Origin of the sequence: Exiguobacterium sp. R-17, from assembly GCF_049913315.1 — a bacterium.
Classification (GTDB): Bacteria; Bacillota; Bacilli; order Exiguobacteriales; family Exiguobacteriaceae; genus Exiguobacterium_A.
In genome coordinates, this window is record NZ_CP184372.1 from 2981964 (window position 1) to 3000203 (window position 18240).

Consider the following 18240-nt stretch of genomic DNA (forward strand, 5'->3'; position numbering starts at 1 on the left):
GGTTCCACGTGAAACACTGTATTCAGTATACCTGTTTTTGCTTCCGTTTGTGAACCATTTCGCACAAAAAACAGCCTCTTGCAGGAGGCAAGAGGCTATTGAGACTTATGCTTCTTCGTAGAGATCACGCAAGACGACGGTCTGTTCACGACCCGGTCCGACCGAGAACGTGACGAGCGAGATACCTGTCAGATCCGCGATCCGCTTGACGTAGTTCTGTGCGTTCAACGGTAGATCTTCAAAGCGACGGACACCTGTGATGTCCTCTTTCCAGCCTGGAAGCTCTTCGTAAACTGGGACACATGCTTCAAGATCACGGAAGCTTGCTGGGTACTCATCGATCTGTTTACCATTGAATTCGTACGATGTACAGATCTTCAACGTTTCGAGTCCTGTCAGAACGTCGATCGAGTTGAGCGAAAGATCCGTCAACCCACTTGTACGGCGCGAGTGGCGAACGACGACAGAGTCGAACCAACCAACACGACGCGGACGTCCTGTCGTCGTCCCGTATTCACGACCGACTTCACGGATTTGATGACCGATATCATCAAACAATTCCGTTGGGAACGGACCGTCACCGACACGTGACGTGTACGCTTTACAAACACCGACGACATGGTCAATTCGGGCTGGACCGACACCAACACCTGATGCAACACCGCCAGCTGATGCGTTCGATGATGTAACGAACGGATACGTTCCGTGGTCAAGGTCGAGTAAGACACCTTGTGCGCCTTCAAACAACACTTTTTCACCGTGATCAAGGCTATCGTTGACGACGACGGATGTATCACAGACATATTTCGCGAACTCTTGTCCATATGCATAGTACTCTTCGAAGATATCGTCGAACGCGATTGGTTCAGCGTCATACATCTTCGTGAACATGCGGTTCTTTTGGTCGAGAACGATCTTTAACTTCTCAGCAAACGTTTCTTTGTCGAGTAAGTCTGCCATCCGGATTCCGATTCGTGCGGCTTTATCCATGTAGCACGGTCCGATTCCTTTTAGCGTCGTTCCGACTTTTGCGTCGCCCTTCGCTTCTTCTTCTAACTGATCCTGCAACTGATGATACGGCAAGATGACATGCGCCCGATTCGAAATTAACAAGTTATCCGTTGAAACACCACGATCGTGCAGATACTTCAATTCCTTGACGAGTGATTTCGGGTTGACGACAAGACCGTTCCCGATGACACATTTCTTATCCGAGTAAAAAATACCTGATGGGATCAAGTGCAATTTGTACGTCTCGTTATTGAATACGATCGTATGTCCTGCATTGTCTCCACCTTGATAACGTGCTACGACGTCAGCTTGTTTTGAAAGAAAATCGGTGATTTTCCCTTTTCCTTCGTCGCCCCACTGTGTTCCGACTACTACTACTGATGACATCTTATCATCCACCTCCACGTACGATTCAAAACCACGACTAAGTGTAACGCGATAAAAAAAAGAAGTCAACCAAATACCGAACAATTAATTGTTACAATTCTCTTTCGTTCGTTTAATTATCGTTTTTAGTGAATAAACTGAGAATCTTTAGGTGAAAATAAAAAAAGCTACGTTTTGCCTCCGATTCATCGAGGGCAAGACGCAGCTTGGATTAAGCAGGTGGCGCGTACGAGTTGCTTGGCTCGAGATCCACGAACTTGTTGAATTCTTTTCGGAAGGCGAGCTTGACGGTACCGGTTGGACCATTCCGCTGTTTCGCGATGATGATCTCAATCGTATTCGCATCTTCCGTTTCTTTATTGTAGTAATCATCACGGTACAAGAAGGCGACGATATCGGCATCTTGCTCGATCGCTCCCGATTCCCGGATATCCGACATCATCGGTCGCTTATCTTGACGACTCTCCACCCCACGCGAGAGCTGCGATAAGGCGATGACGGGGACTTCAAGTTCACGCGCGAGTGATTTCAAGGAACGGGAAATTTCCGAAACCTCTTGTTGACGGTTGTCGCTAGAGCGACCATTCCCTTGAATCAACTGCAAGTAATCGATCATGATCATCCCAAGACCATGCTCCTGCTTCAAACGACGGCATTTCGCCCGAATATCATTGACCCGAATACCCGGTGTATCGTCGATGTAGATACCGGCTTGAGACAAGTTACTCATCGCAAGCGATAACTTCCCCCAGTCCTCTTCTTCGAGTTGACCCGTCCGCAGACGCTGCGCGTCGACGTTTCCTTCGGCACAGAGCATCCGCATGACGAGCTGTTCGGCACCCATCTCAAGACTGAAGATGGCGACGTTCTCGTCAGCGCGTGTCGCGACGTTTTGCGAGATGTTCAAGGCGAACGCGGTCTTCCCGACCGACGGACGTGCTGCGACGATGATTAAATCGTTGCGCTGGAAGCCGGCCGTCATCTTATCGAGATCCTGGAAACCGGTCGGAATCCCCGTCGTCTCGCCGCTTTGCTTATGCAATTTATCAATCGTTGCATAGGCACTCGTCAAGACGTCCGAGATCGGGATGAAGCTCGCGCTTCCTTTTCCTTGTGATACTTCGAGAATCTTCCGTTCTGCCTCGTTCAGCAGGACATCGACCTCATTTTGCCGTTCGTATCCATCAGTGACGATCTCGCCTGCCGTCCGAATGAGACGCCGGAGCGTCGACTTCTGGTCAACGACGTTGACGTAATAATTGATGTTGGCTGCAGTTGGTACCCCTTCTGCCAGTTCCGCTAGATAGGGTAGACCACCAATCTCATCTAGAATCCCGAGCGTACTGAGCTCGGCTGTCACCGTAACGAGGTCGATCGCTTCGCCTCGGTCGGACAGCACGAGCATCGCTTCAAAGATCCGTTGGTGAGAGGCACGGTAAAAGTCCTGCGGTAACAGACGTTCCGATGCACTGATCAAACGATCCGCATCAATCATGATCGCCCCTAGGACGGCTTGTTCTGCCTCGATGCTTTGGGGAGGCATATTTTGCATGACTTCACTCATCACCGGTCCCCTTTTCTACTCACGCCTCTTTGACCTGAACGTTCAGTGTCGCTGTCACTTCGTTGTGTAACTTCAATGGTACCTTCGTAAAGCCAAGTGCCTTGATCGGGTGCTCGAGCTCGATTTTGCGTTTATCGATCTTGTAACCCATGCTTTTAAGTGCTTCTGCAATCTGTTTACTTGTGACTGATCCGAAGACACGACCGCCTTCACCGGCTTTCGTCGAGACGACGATCGTCTCTTTTTCGATTTTTTCTTTTAACGCTTGCGCGTCAAGCAAGTTTTGTTTCGCTTCTTCTGCTGCTTTACGTTCGTGTGCTTCATGTTGCTTCAAGTTGCCAGTCGTCGCAGGGCGCGCCAACTTTTTCTTGAAGAGTACGTTATTTGCATAAGCATCGGCCACGTCTTTGACGTCTCCTGCTTTCCCTTGTCCTTTTACATCCTGTAAGAAAATAACCTTCATTCTGATTCCTCTCCTTTTGTCTCATCTTCTAAATATTGATCGATTGCTTTACGCAACGCATCCGCCACGGTGACGACTGATTCTGACATCTGTGTCGCCGCGTTCGTCAAGTGACCGCCGCCACCGAGCGTCTCCATGATCAACTGAACGTTGACATCCCCAAGCGAACGGGCGCTAATCGCCGTTCGTCCGTCTTGAAGTTCCGCGATGACGAAAGCGGCGCGAATGCCTCGAAGCGATAACAATTGATCGGCTGCTTGCGCGATCAAGACTTGATCGTGAATGACGCCTGGCTCTGCTGTCGCAATCGCCATCCCTTCCGTATAGACTTCGGATCGCTCGAGGATATGTGACTGCTCGACGTACGTCTCAAGATCCTGACTGAGAAACTCTTGTACGAGTACTGTGTCAGCACCTTGTGAGCGTAAATAGGATGCGGCATCGAACGTCCGAGAACCGGTCCGCAGGGCAAAGCCTTTCGTATCGACGATGATCCCAGCGAGTAACGCCGTCGCTTCAAGCATCGCCAGTTTCTGATTCGTCGGTTGGTACTCGATCAGCTCGGTGACGAGCTCTGATGTCGAAGAAGCATACGGCTCAAGATACACGAGAACCGCATCTTCGATGAAATCTTCGCCCCGACGATGATGATCAATCACGACCATATGCTCGAATCGATCGAGCAAGGCCGGTACGACAACAAGCGATGGTTTGTGTGTATCGACGACGACGAGTAACGTCTGATCGTCGATCAATTGATCAGCTTGAAACGCATTGACGAATCGTGTCTCGAGTTGTGGTACTTCGGCAATCTCATCCATCATCCGGCGAATCCCGCGTCCGATTTCTTCCGGTGGTAAGACGATATGTGCTTCCTTATCGTTCATTTCCGCAAGCTTCAAAATGCCAATTGCTGATCCGAGTGCATCCATGTCTGGATTTTTGTGACCCATGATCAGGACACGGCTCGATTCCTGCATTAAGTCACGAAGCGAGTTAGCGATGACCCGGGCCCGGACGCGCGTCCGTTTTTCCGTCGGATTCGTCTTGCCGCCGTAAAAGCGGACCTTCCCGTCCCGCTTGATGACGACTTGGTCGCCTCCTCGTCCCAGCGCAAGATCGAGACTCGACTGAGCCATCTGACCAAGCGCCGGAATCGGGTCACTTCCGCAACCAATTCCGATGGATAACGTCAACTGGACGCCGCGTTGACTCGTCTCTTCCCGAACCGTATCCAGAATCGTAAACTTCGATCGTTCGAGAATCCGTAGATTCTCTTCTGTCGTAACGATGAAATACCGATCGGACGCGGTCCGCTTGATATACGTCCCGTGTTCCGCTGCCCAGTGATTCAACAACTGCGTGACCCGGCTGTTCAGTTCACTGCGTAACTGATCCTCGATGCCTTGTGTCATCTCATCGTAGTTATCGAGATAGATGACACCGATGACCGTCTGATTATCGACGAGTTGTTGTTCAACTTGTGCTTCTTCCGTCATATCGAACAGGTAAAAGGTCCGGTTCTCATGATTCGAAAAGACACGATACACGGCATCGCCGATTTCAAGCGTCGCTTGATCCTCATTCGTCGCGACCATTTCGATGAATAAGGGATCGAGCTCATTGAGCGTCTGTCCCATTGCTACATCATCAAAGATATCCCGCATCGGATCATTGAACCAGGTGACAAGCGTTTCCTCATCGTATAACAAAATCCCGATTGGCATGTTCGTCAACGCATCTTGTCCCGTCTCCTCGACTTGCATCGAGATTCCCGCGACGTACGTCTCCCATGCCCTGCGTGCACGACGTTCTTCGAATAGGTGCAATCCGAAGAGGAGGGCAGTCACGACGGCTCCGATGGCAGAGATGACCGGTTCGCGGACAGCGACGACGAGAAGCAGACCGACGATTAATAGATACGGAATGAAGCGAACGATACGTCGTTCGCGTTCCGGTGATACTTGTTGACCTGACTCCATCGTGTCCTCCTTATATGCTCTATAGGGTTAATTAAAATTTTTAGTAACTTGTTTATTATAACCGAAAAGCAGGAGGGGATGAAAGAGAAGCGAAAAAAAGCACCACCCTCACGCTTGAGGATGGTGCTACGAAATCAGTCAGCCACGTATGGAATTAAAGCCATTTGACGTGCGCGTTTGATTGCGATTGTAAGTGGACGTTGGTATTTCGCTGAAGTACCAGTCACACGACGTGGAAGAATCTTACCGCGTTCCGAAATGAAACGTTTGAGAAGTTCTACGTCTTTATAATCGATATGAGTGATGTGGTTCGACGTGAAGTAACATACTTTACGACGACGTTTTCCACCTGGACGACGTGCCATGTGATTAACCTCCTTTTTAACTTGGATTTTTCAGGACGATTTCCTTAGAACGGGAGATCGTCGTCTGAAAGGTCGATCGAACTACCGCCGCTGAACGGATCAGCGCCGAAGCCCGAATTCGATGAAGCGGGTGCTGGCGAGGAAGAGTTGTTCTGCTGTTGCTGTGAACCCCATCCTGCAGCATTCCCGTTTCCACCAGTTGATGAAGCGTAGCCTTCGCTACCATCCGAAGAACGGCTCGCGTTACGTGACTCAAGGAAGCGGACGCTATCAGCGACGACTTCCGCACGGTAACGGCGTTGCCCTTCTTTATCGTCGTAGCTGCTAATCTGGAGGCGACCCTCTACACCAGCAAGACTACCTTTCTTCAAATACTGAGCAACGTTCTCTGCTTGCTTGCGCCAAACGACGCAATCGATGAAATCAGCTTCTCGCTTCCCATCTTGCCCTGTGAAAGGACGGTCACATGCGAGTGTGAATCGCGTTACCGCAATCCCGCTCTGCGTATAACGCATTTCCGGGTCACGAGTTAACCGACCGACTAAAACGACGCGGTTAATCATCAGAATCACTCTCCTGTTTCAGCTTATTTCTCGTCTTTTGTGATCATTAAGCGAACGATATCGTCACTGATCTTCATGAGACGGTCAAGTTCTTTTGTAGCTGCTGGTTCAGCAGTCACGTTAAGAAGAACGTAGAACCCTTCACGCATATCATTGATTTCGTAAGCGAAACGACGTTTACCCATTTCAGTTGTTTTATCAACTGTACCACCGTTATCAGTGAGGACTTTGTTAAAACGCTCCACTGTTGCTTTGCGTGTTTCCTCATCAAGTTCCGGACGGATGATGTAAAGTACTTCGTATTTACGCATATCTGTCACCTCCTCTTGGACTGGCGGCTCGAATGTTCGAGCAAGGAGCAATAATTCATTACTCACATTCGTTAATACTACCAAAGTATTTTGCTTTATGCAATAACGATTCGTTTTCGATTAGACGTTGAAGCGGAATGTGACGACATCGCCGTCTTGGAAGACATATTCCTTACCTTCTGAACGGTAACGACCTTGTTCCTTGACTGTCGCCATGTTACCTGCAGCTGCTAGATCTTCGTACGAAACGACTTCTGCACGGATGAATCCGCGTTCGAAGTCCGAGTGGATGACACCCGCACATTGTGGAGCTTTCATGCCTTTTTTAAACGTCCAAGCGCGTACTTCTTTTTCACCTGCTGTGAAGTATGTCGCAAGACCAAGCGTGCTGTACGCCGCATGGATCAATTGATCAAGACCCGACTCTTCGATTCCGAGATCGACGAGGAACTCTTGACGCTCTTCCGGCTCAAGCTCTGCAATTTCTTCTTCGATCCGAGCACAGATGACGATGACTTCTGCGCCTTCTTTTGCTGCGAATTCACGGACGAGACGCACGTTCTCATTGCTGTCTGCATCTGCGACTTCATCTTCGCCGACATTCGCGACGTAAAGCATCGGTTTCATCGTCAACAATTGGAAGTGTTTGACGAGTGCTGCTTGATCTTCGTTCAATTCAGCGAGACGTGCTGGTTTCTCATCTTCGAGCAACGCTTGCACGATTTCAAGTGCTTCAAGCTCAGCCGCTGCGTTTTTATCGCGCGACTTGACTTGTTTTTGGACACGCTGAATCCGTTTTTCGACCTGCTCAAGATCTGCGAGGATCAATTCGAGGTTGATCGTCTCGATATCATCGATCGGTGAGACTTTTCCGGCCACGTGTGTGATGTTTTCATCTACGAAACAACGCACGACCTGACAGATCGCATCTACTTCACGAATGTTCGCGAGGAATTTATTTCCGAGCCCTTCCCCTTTAGACGCACCTTTTACGATACCGGCGATATCCGTGAATTCGAATGCTGTCGGGATCGTCTTTTTCGGGTTGACGAGTTCTGTCAATTTCCGAAGACGTGCATCTGGTACTTCAACGACACCGACGTTCGGGTCGATCGTTGCGAACGGATAGTTCGCTGCCTCGACACCTGCTTGTGTGATGGCGTTAAAAAGTGTTGATTTTCCTACGTTTGGTAAGCCAACGATTCCTGCTGTTAATCCCACTTGGAATTCCTCCTTTTCGGTATTTCCTAGGAAATCCGTGCTAGCGGCCGCAGTGGGTAGAATGATTACACCACGTCAGCACATCTTTCACAATTATAGATAGTTCATTTTTTTTAAGCAAGGAGCTCGACCGTCTTTTTTAATCACGCTCTAATCGAACACAATCACTTCGCTTATGAAAGACAACGAAAAAGCGGATGTGATCACGAGAATCACATCCGCTTTTTCGTCACTCTGGTAAGACTTTTTTCAATCGTTTATCAAAATCACGACGTGGCATTAAAATGCTCGCCCCGCAACCTTGGCATTTGATTCGGATATCCATGCCGACCCGAATGATCTGCCATCGGTTCGTTCCACATGGATGCTGCTTCTTCATCTCAACATAATCATGGAGTTGATACGTTTTTGGAATCATCCGTCTGTCCACCATTCTTTTGTTCTGGATTCATCATGACCATCCGTGGATACGGGATCTTGATGTTTTCTTCTTCGAGTCCTTGCTTCAATTCCTTCCGGATCAGACGACCAGCTTGGAAATGTTGCATCGGTGGTACTTCTGCCATCAAACGATAGACGACTTCTGAAGGACCAAGTGTCTGAACACCGAGCATCTGAATCGGCTCGACGAACATATCGACATACTTCTTCGTCGTCCGGTCTGCAATCTCATGCAGAACTCGTTCGACGCGTTCAAGATCCTCATCATAGGAGACTTGGACATCGACGAGTGCGAAACTGTTGTCGACCGAATAGTTCGTGACTTGCAAAATCTGACCGTTCGGGATGATGTGGATTTCTCCGTTGAGTCCTTTGAGTTTTGTCGTCCGGATACCAAGTTCCGTCACGACGCCTTCGATTACACCGACGCGTACATAATCTCCGACTTTAAACTGACGTTCAAAGATGATGAACGCTCCGGTAATGATATCTTGCACCAAGTTCTTCGCACCAAACGAAATCGCGAGACCAGCGATTCCGGCACTGGCGACGAGACCGGTGATGTTGATTCCGAACTGACTAAGCACTGTCAACAACATGATGATTCCAAGTACGTAACGAATCGCATTTTGGAGCAACTTCAACAGCGTCTCGTTCTGTCGTTGTGCCAAGTAGTCATGTTCATTGATTTTCCTGATCGTAAAGAGACGTGAGACTGCCCCAGTCAAAACGCGCGTCAACACATAGAACGCCGCGATGATGATGAGCGCAATCAGTAGTTTCATCCCAAAACGAATCCACATATCCGCATCCATTACTTGATTGATCAATTTATCGACTTGGGCGACGGATTCTTGTACATCTTGATTGGTAGCCATTCTCTCATCCTTTCTTATTCTCTCTATTACGACAGTATACGTGATTTTAATCGAGTTTCAACCAAAGAGCCGATTTTGACGTTAGATTTCTGGAAAAACCGGGAAAGGAAAATCATCTAAGAACCCTTCACTCTTGCCAATCCACCACGACACCGACATCAAGAGAAGAAAGGATGATTTCGATGAACTTCCGCTTTCATTCGCACGAGCCCAAGCCCTATTCTTTCTTTTTAGAATATACGGAACCGTTCGCGAAAGAACGCTTAGCTGAACAATTATTCGAACAAGTCTCTGCCGTCCAAGAAAAACGTCCGATCGTACTCGTCTGCATTGGTTCTGATCGTTCGACAGGTGACTCACTCGGTCCACTCGTTGGGACATTCCTCGAGAAACAAGCGCCTGCTCATCTTCACGTCTACGGTACACTCGCTAAACCCGTCCATGCACTGAATCTCGCAGAAACCATTCACTCGATCCAAACGACCCATTACCGTCCACTCGTCATCGCGATCGATGCGTGTCTCGGTCGCCTTTCAAGTGTCGGACATGTCTTTTTCTCGGAAGGTCCACTCGCACCCGGCGCCGGCGTCCAAAAAGAATTGCCTGCGGTCGGTGACTTCAACATTAAGGCTGTCGTCAACGTCAGTGGATTCATGGAGATGATGATTCTCCAGAACACACGGTTACACCTTGTTTATGAACTAGCGGAACTCGTCGCGAACAGCTTCCACTTACTTGATGCGAAACTCTCCGCTGAATCCACACGGACGACGATTTCTTTCACGCCGCGTTCAATGTAAGCAAAAAGAAGCGAACCGTCGCCCGGATCGCTTCTTTTTAGTGATCCGATTCAGGTAACAACAAGTCGAGCAACCGATTGAGGTCGTCTTCGTCTATAAAATCGATCTCGAGTTTCCCTACTTGTTTTCCTTGTTTAATCCGAACGGTCGCCCCGTATTTTTCGCGAAGTGATTCCTCGACGAATTGAACAGCGGTCGCTTGTTGCGGACGGGCGGCTTCCTTACGTTCCCGAAGCGCCTGCTCTAACCGACGGACGTTCCAGTTCTCCGCCATGACCCGTTCTGCCATCTGTTCGATCTTCTTTGGATGTTTCAGCGACAGGAGCGCGCGGGCATGTCCCATTGACAACCGTTCGTCCATGACCGCTTGTTGAACGAGCAATGGCAACTGTAACAGTCGAAGGCTGTTCGTAATGTGCGAACGACTTTTCCCGACACGCTGTGCAAGCTCTGCTTGCGTAATGCCGAATTCCTCGATCATCTCCGCATATGCCATCGCTTCTTCAATTGCAGATAAGTCTGCTCGTTGGATGTTTTCGATCAAGGCGAGCTCCATGACGCGTGTCTCGTCTGCTTCAATCACAAGGACCGGTACACGTTCGAATCCTGCGCGACTCGCCGCCTGATAGCGCCGTTCACCGGCGATGATTTCGTAATAGCCATCTCGTGGTCGGACGACGATCGGTTGGATCATCCCGTGACGAACGAGCGATTGGGCTAACTCTTCTAATGCTTTTTCATTGAATCGTTTCCGAGGTTGAGTCGGATTCGGGCGAATCGCCCGAACAGGTAATTCATTCACGTGCTTTCTCTCCTAAACGTAGCGGAAGGCACGACCGCTTATTCCGGACGTGCCTTCACGATGCGAATTCGCACCTCTACATATTCTTCGCAATCGACTTCTTCTTTTTCGATCGTCAATCCAGTCTGCTCGATCATATCGACGGAATCCCGCAAGGTGTTTAACGCGATTCGTGTATCTCGTGCAAAGCTTTTATGACGTTTTTTCTTCGGTGGCTGTGGTGTCATCAATCGTTCCACCCGGCGCTCCGTCTCCTTGACGTTCCATTCCCGTTCCAGAATTTCAGCGAGTACCGTTACTTGTAACGCTTCATCCTTAAGCGGCAATAACGCTCGGGCGTGACGTTCCGTGATTGTCCGTTGCTTCAATGCTTCCCGGACATCCATTGGCAATCGGAGCAAACGTAATTTGTTGGCAATCGTCGACTGACTACGTCCGAGCTTACGGGCTAACACTTCTTGCGTGATGTCTTGTAATGCAAGCAAACGCTCATAAGCTTCCGCTTCTTCGATTGGTGTCAAGTCTTCGCGTTGCAGATTTTCAATCAATGCCAGGGAAGCAGTCGTCTCGTCCGTCATCTCTTTGACGATGGCAGGAATCGTTTCCCAGCCAAGCGAGCGCACTGCTCGGTACCGTCGTTCTCCGGCAATGATTTCGTACCCTGTTCCTTGTTTTCGAACGACGATCGGCTGGAGTAACCCGTGCTCTTCGATCGTAACCGCTAGTTCTTCAATTCGGTCCCCGTCAAACACAGTCCGTGGTTGGAACTGATTCGCGACAAGTTCTGTCAATGGTAATTCCTGAACCGTCTCTTGGGGGTCAAGCTCGATCGTAGCAGGTTTACCGAGCAGTTTGGCAATTGCATTTCTCACGTTGGCGCACCTCACCTTTATCAGTCACCGTTTCACGTGAAACGGTGTTTAGCTTAATGGATCTTTCGCAGGCGTTCCCGCTTTACGCGGATATTTCCCGGGTGTTGTTCGTTTTTTATCTACAATAACGATATTACGCTCACTTTCCTCGCCTGGCAATTGGAACTGGAAACTTTCCCGTAAATTCCCACCGAGTACTTTCAAGGCAATCGCACCATCCTCAAGCTCTTCACTGACTTTCGCCGCCTTCAAGGCAACGAATTGTCCTCCGACTTTCGCAAGTGGTAGGCAATATTCCGCGAGAACGGACATCCGGGCAACCGCACGTGCGGTCACGACGTCAAATCGTTCGCGGAATTGTTTATTTTTACCGAACTCTTCTGCGCGTCCATGATGGAACGCGACACCTTCGAGTCCAAGTTCCGTCGCTAAATGATTCAGGAAGCCGATTCGTTTGTTCAGTGAATCGACGATCGTCACTTGAAGGTGCGGGAACATGATTTTGATCGGCAGACTCGGGAACCCAGCACCTGCTCCGACATCACAAACCGTCGTGACTGCCGTGAAATCAAAATAGAACGCTGCTGTGATCGAGTCATAGAAGTGCTTTAAATAGACATCTTCTTCATCGGTAATCGCCGTCAGGTTCATCTTTTCATTCCACTCGACGAGCAGTTCATAATACCGCTTGAATTGATGCAACTGATGTTCTGAGACCTCAAGTCCCTGTGCTGCCAATGCTGTTACGAATTGCTGTTGGTTCATCTCGTTCACTCCGCAGTCAATGCGTATTGGCCTTGTTCGATATAGACAAGCAAGATCGAGATATCAGACGGATTAACCCCTGAAATCCGGGATGCTTGTCCGATCGAGAGCGGACGCACTTGGTTTAGTTTTTGTTTCGCTTCAATCGCTAATCCACTGATCGCATCGTAATCGAGACGATCCGGAATCCGTTTTTGCTCCATCCGCATCATTTTTTCGACTTGATCGAGTTGTTTATCGATGTAGCCGGCATATTTAACTTGGATTTCGACTTGTTCTGCTGCTTCTGCAGACAATGGTGTTTCCGGTGGTGTCATCTGCGCAATCATCGCATATGTGATTTCCGGGCGTTTCAGCAACGTGATCGCATGCAAGGCTTCCTTAAGTGGCGATGCACCAATCGCTTCTAGCTGTGCATTCACGTCCGGTGTCGCTTTGATGACGACCTTCTCAAGACGTTTCATCTCAAGACGGATTTGCTCTTGTTTGTCGAGCAACTTCGCTTGGCGTTCTTCCGAGATCAAACCGAGTTCATGTCCGATTTCCGACAGACGAAGATCCGCATTATCATGACGGAGCAACAAGCGGTACTCGGCACGTGACGTCAAGAGGCGGTACGGTTCGTTCGTACCTTTCGTGACGAGATCATCGATCATGACACCGATATAGCCTTGTGAACGTGACAAGATGAGTGGTTCTTTGCCTTGAACTTGTAGTCCAGCATTGATTCCTGCCATGATCCCTTGTCCCGCTGCTTCCTCATAACCACTTGTTCCGTTGATTTGACCCGCTGTGAACAAACCAGGAACACGTTTTGTTTCGAGCGTTGGCCAGAGTTGTGTCGGAACGACGGCATCGTATTCAATCGCATAACCAGGACGCATCATTTCTGAATTTTCAAGCCCAGGAATCGAGCGGAGAATATCGTGTTGAACGTCTTCCGGTAAACTTGTCGATAACCCTTGCACGTAGACTTCTTCCGTATCGCGACCTTCTGGCTCAAGAAAGATTTGGTGACGCGGTTTATCGTTGAACCGGACGACCTTATCTTCGATCGATGGGCAATAACGGGGACCTGTCCCTTTAATCATCCCGGAGAACATCGGTGAACGGTGCAGGTTCGCATCGATTAACTGGTGCGTATACTCCGTCGTATACGTCAACCAGCATGGAATCTGTTCCGTGATCATCTGAGTCGTTTCATGACTAAACGGAAGCGCTACTTCGTCACCTGGTTGGATCTCTGTCTTCGAGTAATCGATCGTTTTCCCGTCGATTCGTGGTGGTGTACCTGTCTTGAAACGTGCGAGCTCAAATCCAAGTTCTTCAAGATGTTTCGATAGATTGATCGATGGCATCTGATTGTTCGGACCACTCTCGTACGACAATTCACCGATGATGATTTTCCCGCGCATGAACGTTCCGGTCGTGATGATGACCGCTTTTGCCCGGTACTCCGCCCCTGTATTCGTGACGACACCGACGCAACGTCCTTCTTCATCGATCAACAACCGTTCGACGAGCGCTTGACGTAAGAGCAAATTCGGCTCATCCTCGAGCGCTTTTTTCATCCGGTTTTGGTATTCGAATTTATCCGCCTGCGCCCGTAATGCTCGCACGGCAGGACCTTTTGACGTGTTTAACATTTTCATTTGAATATACGTTGCATCGATCGCGCGTGCCATTTCGCCACCGAGCGCATCGATTTCCCGGACGACGATCCCTTTTGCCGGACCACCGATCGACGGGTTGCAATACATGAATCCGACCATATCGGGATTCATTGTCAACATGACCGTTTTCGAGCCCATTCGTGCCGCAGCAAGAGAGGCTTCGATGCCGGCATGTCCGGCTCCGACGACGATGACGTCGAATTCACCTGCTTGATAAGCCATAGTACTGGTTCCTCCTTCTTATTCCACACGCAGTCGTCCCGAATTATTTCCCAAGACAGAACTGCGAAAACAACTGATCCAATAAACTATCCTGTGCTGTATCTCCATTGATTTCGCCGAGCGTGTCCCATGCCCGTCGTAAATCAATCTGTACCATGTCGATCGGCATCGCTGCTTCTGCTGCGCCGAGGGCATCTTCAATCATTTGACTCGCGCGTTTGATCAGTTGGATATGTCGTGCATTCGAGACGTACGTCATATCTTGGCTCTCGACACCCTGTTCAAAGAACAGACTCGCAATCGCCGCTTCAAGATCGTTGACCCCTGCTTCTTCGAGCAAGGACGTCGTAACGATTGGTCGACCATCGGCAAGTTCCGTGACACGTACCAAATCAATCTGTTGCGCCAAGTCACTCTTGTTGACGATGATGATTGCGTTCATCCCTTTAATCGCTTCAAACAGCAAAACGTCCTCATCCGTTAGGACATCGTTCCCGTTTAGGACGAGTAAGATCAAATCGGCCGTCTTTAAAGCCTGACGCGACTTTTCGACACCCATCCGTTCGACAATATCTTCCGTCTCTCGAATCCCTGCCGTATCAATCAACTTTAGTGGTACACCACGAACATTGACGTACTCCTCGATCGTATCGCGTGTCGTTCCCGCGATATCCGTGACGATGGCCTTCGCTTCTTGCACCAATGTGTTGAGCAAAGACGATTTACCGACGTTCGGACGACCGATGATCGCTGTGGATAACCCTTCACGAAGGATTTTTCCTTGGCGTGCCGTTGTTAATAACTCTGCCAGAATCGCGCGGACAGCTCCAGCGTCACGTTCGACGATCTGTTGTGTCATCTCTTCTGCGTCATATTCCGGGTAATCGATGTTGACTTCGATCGCAGCAATCGTCTGCAACAGTTGTTGACGTAAGTCTTGGACGAGTTTTGAGAGACGCCCTTCAATTTGACTGACGGCGACATGCATCGCTCGATCCGTCTTCGCGCGGATGAGATCCATGACAGCTTCCGCCTGCGACAAATCGATTCGTCCGTTCAAGAACGCGCGTTTCGTGAATTCACCCGGTTCCGCTAATCGGACTTCCGGTTGTGCGAGGATGAGTTCGAGGACACGATTGACCGCGACGACTCCTCCATGACAATTCAATTCGATGACATCTTCACGTGTGAACGTCTTTGGTGCGCGCATGACACTCACCATCACTTCATCAACAACACGATCCGCCTCGTGATCGACCAATTTCCCGTAATGAATCGTATGGGTTGGTACTTCCGTCAAGCGGTTGGTTCCTTTATAGACGCGGTCGGCTACAGCGACTGCATCAGGACCCGATAAGCGCACGATCGCAATCGCCCCTTCTCCCATCGGCGTCGAAATCGCGGCAATCGTATCAAATTCCATCATCCGTTCTTCCACCTCGTTTTTCTTCTGTCTTTTTATACGTGTTCAATCCTTAATCGTTGCAATGGGTATAACGAAACAACTATACACGAAATGACGCAAAAGAAAAAGAGCGACACTCTGTCAAAACAAAGCGTCGCTCTTCACGTATTAGCGTTTCTTTTTCGATTTTTTAGGAGCCGGAGCTGCTTGCGCCGCTTCCTTATCGCGTTTTGCTGCAAGTGTTGCCTCTGTCTGCACTTTGATCTTTTCACGCATTGGCTTCATGATGACGACCGTGACGATGATCGAGAAGATGTAACCGACGACCCAGTAAAGAGAAAGGGCAGATGGGAGTGTGACCCCCATGATGAAGATCATGATCGGGAAGACGTAGAGCATGATTTTCATTTGTGGATTGTCTTCTTGACCTGCCATCGAGATTTTTTGCTGTAGATACGTTAGTACCGCAGACATGATCGGCAAGATGAAGAATGGATCCGGTTTTCCGAGGTTAAACCAAAGGAATGTGTGTTGGAAAATAGCCGGCGTATAAATAATGGCGTTATAGAACGCAATCAAGATCGGCATTTGGATCAAGATCGGTAAACAGCCAGCAAGCGGATTGACGTTATGCTCTTGGTAAAGCTTCATCATTTCCTGTTGCAATTTCTGTTGCGTCTCTTGGTCTTTTGAGCTGTATTTCTCACGAAGTTTCACCATTTCAGGCTGAATGACTTGCATTCCACCCATACTCTTCGTTTGTTTGATCATCAACGGAAGGATGACAAGACGAACGAGAAGTGTCGTGATGATGATTCCGATTCCGAAATCATTTCCGACAAGATGCGAAATTTCGCGAATCAACCACGCCATCGGCCAAACAAAATAATGTTTCCAAAAACCATCAGTATTTGCTGTGATCTCTTCGTGTGCGCCATAGTTCGTCGGTGCACAACCTGATAACACGATCGCGAGCACAGACATGAGCCCGAGAGTTAACCAAATCTTAGTTCTCTTGTTCATAATTCCTCCTAGAAATTGTTTACGCTTTGTCGAACGCCATCTTCTTCTATAGTAAGGCAAGGAAAGGGAGCGCCGTACAAATCAACAGGATGCATTGCTACGATTCATTTTTTTGATCGCATCCAGACACCGGAACGTTTGAGGACGTGACGGAGACTGTCAGCCACTTCTTGCGCGGTCATCTTAGCGGCCGGATTGCGCGCGATGATCACCAAATCATAATTCGGGGCAATCGAGGCTTCATGCTGCTGGCATGCTTCCCGAAGATACCGTTTCACCTGATTCCGGACGACGGCATTCCCGATTTTCTTGCTGACGGATAAACCAACCCGAAAGTGAGTCTGTTGCTCCTTTTTCAAGGCATACACGACAAATTGCCGATTTGCGACAGAGGCTCCTTTAGTAAACACCGCTTGGAACTCCTTGTCTTTCTTGACGCGGTATTCCTTCTTCACCTTATTCACACTCCATCCTGACACTACGAAAATTCGTCGTCTCTCATCATATCATAGAATAAACATGCGACGCGATAGGGCGCATGTGACAAAAGCACGAACACACTAAAAAACATAAAAAAAAATCACCTCGGATCATGCCCGAAGTGATGGATGCATCAATGCATTAGACAGTCAAGGCTTTGCGGCCCTTAAGACGGCGAGCAGCCAAGATACGGCGGCCACTCTTCGTAGCCATACGCGCACGGAATCCGTGAACTTTTTTACGCTTACGGTTGTTTGGGTTGAAAGTTGGTTTCATTCGTCTGCACCTCCTTTAAAAGATCTTTATAACCAATTGTTATTTTCTACTTTAAGGCAGTCTTGTACATTATATAAACTGATTGTGGCATTGTCAATGAAAGTTCGGAAGATTTCTCGCCTTGCATAAAGGTTTGTTTCTTAAAAACAGGCGATAGGATTCCAGCATGCAAACTCTATTACACAATAGAATGCGACTGGATCACAAAGAACAGATTGATAGACTTATCCACCTATCCACAGACTTATCCACATTATCCACACTTTCCGTGGATAACTCTTCACTTTGTCTACGATAGTATTTTTTAAAATCGACGTCAATCATCGATTTTGGATTTCCTTTTTCCACTTCTTTTGTATTTTGTGAATAACTCTTTTTTAACGCTTCCTCTTTCAAAAAGTTATCCACCTCTTATCCACAATTTATCCACACTATCCACAGCTTGTGGGTAACTACCTGTGGACGATTGAATTTACTTGTGGATAAATCATTCCAACCATTGCCAGAGCTTATTTCTTTTGATACACTAATTGTGCATAACATGATCCTGATCGCTTAGGACAAAACAAGTTATACACACCCTGTGGATAACTTTATACACAGATTCAACTGCCTGTGGATAACGTTATCCACAGTTTTTACGTTATGGGGATAAGTCGAGTTTCTTCATTAACTTTGTCTGTGTATAAGCCTGTGTACAAATTTTTTCTATCTTGATAAAAAAAGGGGGGTATTT

At 48.5% G+C, this 18240-nt stretch carries 20 protein-coding genes; 1 reads left to right on the plus strand and 19 read right to left on the minus strand.

Annotated elements, in window-relative coordinates:
• Positions 1-105: 105 nt before the first annotated feature.
• From ACN9MT_RS15600 to ACN9MT_RS15645, 10 genes are all read right to left on the minus strand, one after another.
• Entirely contained in the window at positions 106-1398 is a 1293-nt protein-coding gene (locus tag ACN9MT_RS15600) for an adenylosuccinate synthase (RefSeq protein WP_056064628.1), read from the minus strand.
• A gap of 211 nt (positions 1399-1609) precedes the next feature.
• Positions 1610-2962 carry a replicative DNA helicase gene (gene dnaB / locus ACN9MT_RS15605; RefSeq protein WP_023469846.1) on the minus strand — a complete coding sequence of 451 codons (1353 nt, stop codon included), beginning with the start codon at positions 2960-2962 and terminating at the stop codon, positions 1610-1612.
• Between the two features lie 19 nt (positions 2963-2981).
• Positions 2982-3425 (minus strand): 50S ribosomal protein L9, encoded by a 444-nt coding sequence (gene rplI / locus ACN9MT_RS15610; protein ID WP_023469847.1) that lies wholly within the window; start codon positions 3423-3425, stop codon positions 2982-2984.
• On the minus strand, positions 3422-5407 hold the full coding sequence (locus ACN9MT_RS15615) for a DHH family phosphoesterase (RefSeq protein ID WP_035411741.1): 1986 nt from the start codon (positions 5405-5407) through the stop codon (positions 3422-3424). The genes rplI and ACN9MT_RS15615 overlap by 4 nt, the downstream gene beginning before the upstream one ends.
• A gap of 134 nt (positions 5408-5541) precedes the next feature.
• A complete protein-coding gene (gene rpsR / locus ACN9MT_RS15620; RefSeq protein ID WP_023469849.1) occupies positions 5542-5772 on the minus strand; it encodes a 30S ribosomal protein S18 in 231 nt (76 codons plus the stop codon).
• 44 nt (positions 5773-5816) lie between these two features.
• Complete coding sequence (ssb, locus tag ACN9MT_RS15625) at positions 5817-6335, minus strand: single-stranded DNA-binding protein (RefSeq protein WP_023469850.1); 519 nt, start codon at positions 6333-6335, stop codon at positions 5817-5819.
• A 23-nt stretch (positions 6336-6358) separates the two neighbouring features.
• Positions 6359-6646, minus strand: coding sequence for a 30S ribosomal protein S6 (gene rpsF / locus ACN9MT_RS15630; protein ID WP_035411738.1), 288 nt, complete (start codon positions 6644-6646; stop codon positions 6359-6361).
• Between the two features lie 120 nt (positions 6647-6766).
• The gene (gene ychF, locus ACN9MT_RS15635; protein ID WP_035411737.1) at positions 6767-7867 is read right to left on the minus strand and encodes a redox-regulated ATPase YchF; all 1101 of its coding nucleotides are present in this window, start codon (positions 7865-7867) and stop codon (positions 6767-6769) included.
• Between the two features lie 229 nt (positions 7868-8096).
• The gene (locus ACN9MT_RS15640; RefSeq protein ID WP_023469853.1) at positions 8097-8285 is read right to left on the minus strand and encodes a DUF951 domain-containing protein; all 189 of its coding nucleotides are present in this window, start codon (positions 8283-8285) and stop codon (positions 8097-8099) included.
• On the minus strand, positions 8257-9186 hold the full coding sequence (locus ACN9MT_RS15645; RefSeq protein WP_035411735.1) for a mechanosensitive ion channel family protein: 930 nt from the start codon (positions 9184-9186) through the stop codon (positions 8257-8259). Before ACN9MT_RS15645 ends, ACN9MT_RS15640 begins: the two co-directional genes overlap by 29 nt.
• A 182-nt stretch (positions 9187-9368) precedes the next feature.
• Here ACN9MT_RS15645 and yyaC point away from each other — a divergent pair, with 182 nt between their 5' ends.
• Positions 9369-9986, plus strand: a complete 618-nt coding sequence (gene yyaC / locus ACN9MT_RS15650) for a spore protease YyaC (protein ID WP_035412220.1) — start codon at positions 9369-9371, stop codon at positions 9984-9986.
• Between the two features lie 37 nt (positions 9987-10023).
• On the opposite strand, the gene ACN9MT_RS15655 is transcribed toward yyaC, so the two are convergent.
• The 9 genes from ACN9MT_RS15655 to ACN9MT_RS15695 form a co-directional block, all read right to left on the minus strand.
• Complete coding sequence (locus tag ACN9MT_RS15655) at positions 10024-10788, minus strand: ParB/RepB/Spo0J family partition protein (RefSeq protein ID WP_426272565.1); 765 nt, start codon at positions 10786-10788, stop codon at positions 10024-10026.
• A 38-nt stretch (positions 10789-10826) separates the two neighbouring features.
• The gene (gene noc / locus ACN9MT_RS15660; RefSeq protein WP_035411731.1) at positions 10827-11660 is read right to left on the minus strand and encodes a nucleoid occlusion protein; all 834 of its coding nucleotides are present in this window, start codon (positions 11658-11660) and stop codon (positions 10827-10829) included.
• Between the two features lie 48 nt (positions 11661-11708).
• A complete protein-coding gene (gene rsmG, locus ACN9MT_RS15665) occupies positions 11709-12425 on the minus strand; it encodes a 16S rRNA (guanine(527)-N(7))-methyltransferase RsmG (RefSeq protein ID WP_056064620.1) in 717 nt (238 codons plus the stop codon).
• Positions 12426-12430: 5 nt separating this feature from the next.
• Positions 12431-14320: a tRNA uridine-5-carboxymethylaminomethyl(34) synthesis enzyme MnmG gene (mnmG, locus tag ACN9MT_RS15670; RefSeq protein ID WP_035411727.1), complete on the minus strand. Its 1890-nt coding sequence runs from the start codon at positions 14318-14320 to the stop codon at positions 12431-12433.
• Positions 14321-14363: 43 nt separating this feature from the next.
• On the minus strand, positions 14364-15746 hold the full coding sequence (gene mnmE / locus ACN9MT_RS15675) for a tRNA uridine-5-carboxymethylaminomethyl(34) synthesis GTPase MnmE (protein ID WP_056064613.1): 1383 nt from the start codon (positions 15744-15746) through the stop codon (positions 14364-14366).
• A 147-nt stretch (positions 15747-15893) separates the two neighbouring features.
• A complete protein-coding gene (gene yidC / locus ACN9MT_RS15680) occupies positions 15894-16748 on the minus strand; it encodes a membrane protein insertase YidC (protein WP_035411724.1) in 855 nt (284 codons plus the stop codon).
• A gap of 104 nt (positions 16749-16852) precedes the next feature.
• Complete coding sequence (rnpA, locus tag ACN9MT_RS15685; protein ID WP_023469862.1) at positions 16853-17203, minus strand: ribonuclease P protein component; 351 nt, start codon at positions 17201-17203, stop codon at positions 16853-16855.
• Positions 17204-17369: 166 nt separating this feature from the next.
• The gene (gene rpmH, locus ACN9MT_RS15690; RefSeq protein WP_012371910.1) at positions 17370-17504 is read right to left on the minus strand and encodes a 50S ribosomal protein L34; all 135 of its coding nucleotides are present in this window, start codon (positions 17502-17504) and stop codon (positions 17370-17372) included.
• Positions 17505-17705: 201 nt separating this feature from the next.
• The gene (locus tag ACN9MT_RS15695; protein ID WP_426272566.1) at positions 17706-17900 is read right to left on the minus strand and encodes a hypothetical protein; all 195 of its coding nucleotides are present in this window, start codon (positions 17898-17900) and stop codon (positions 17706-17708) included.
• Positions 17901-18240: the final 340 nt, after the last annotated feature.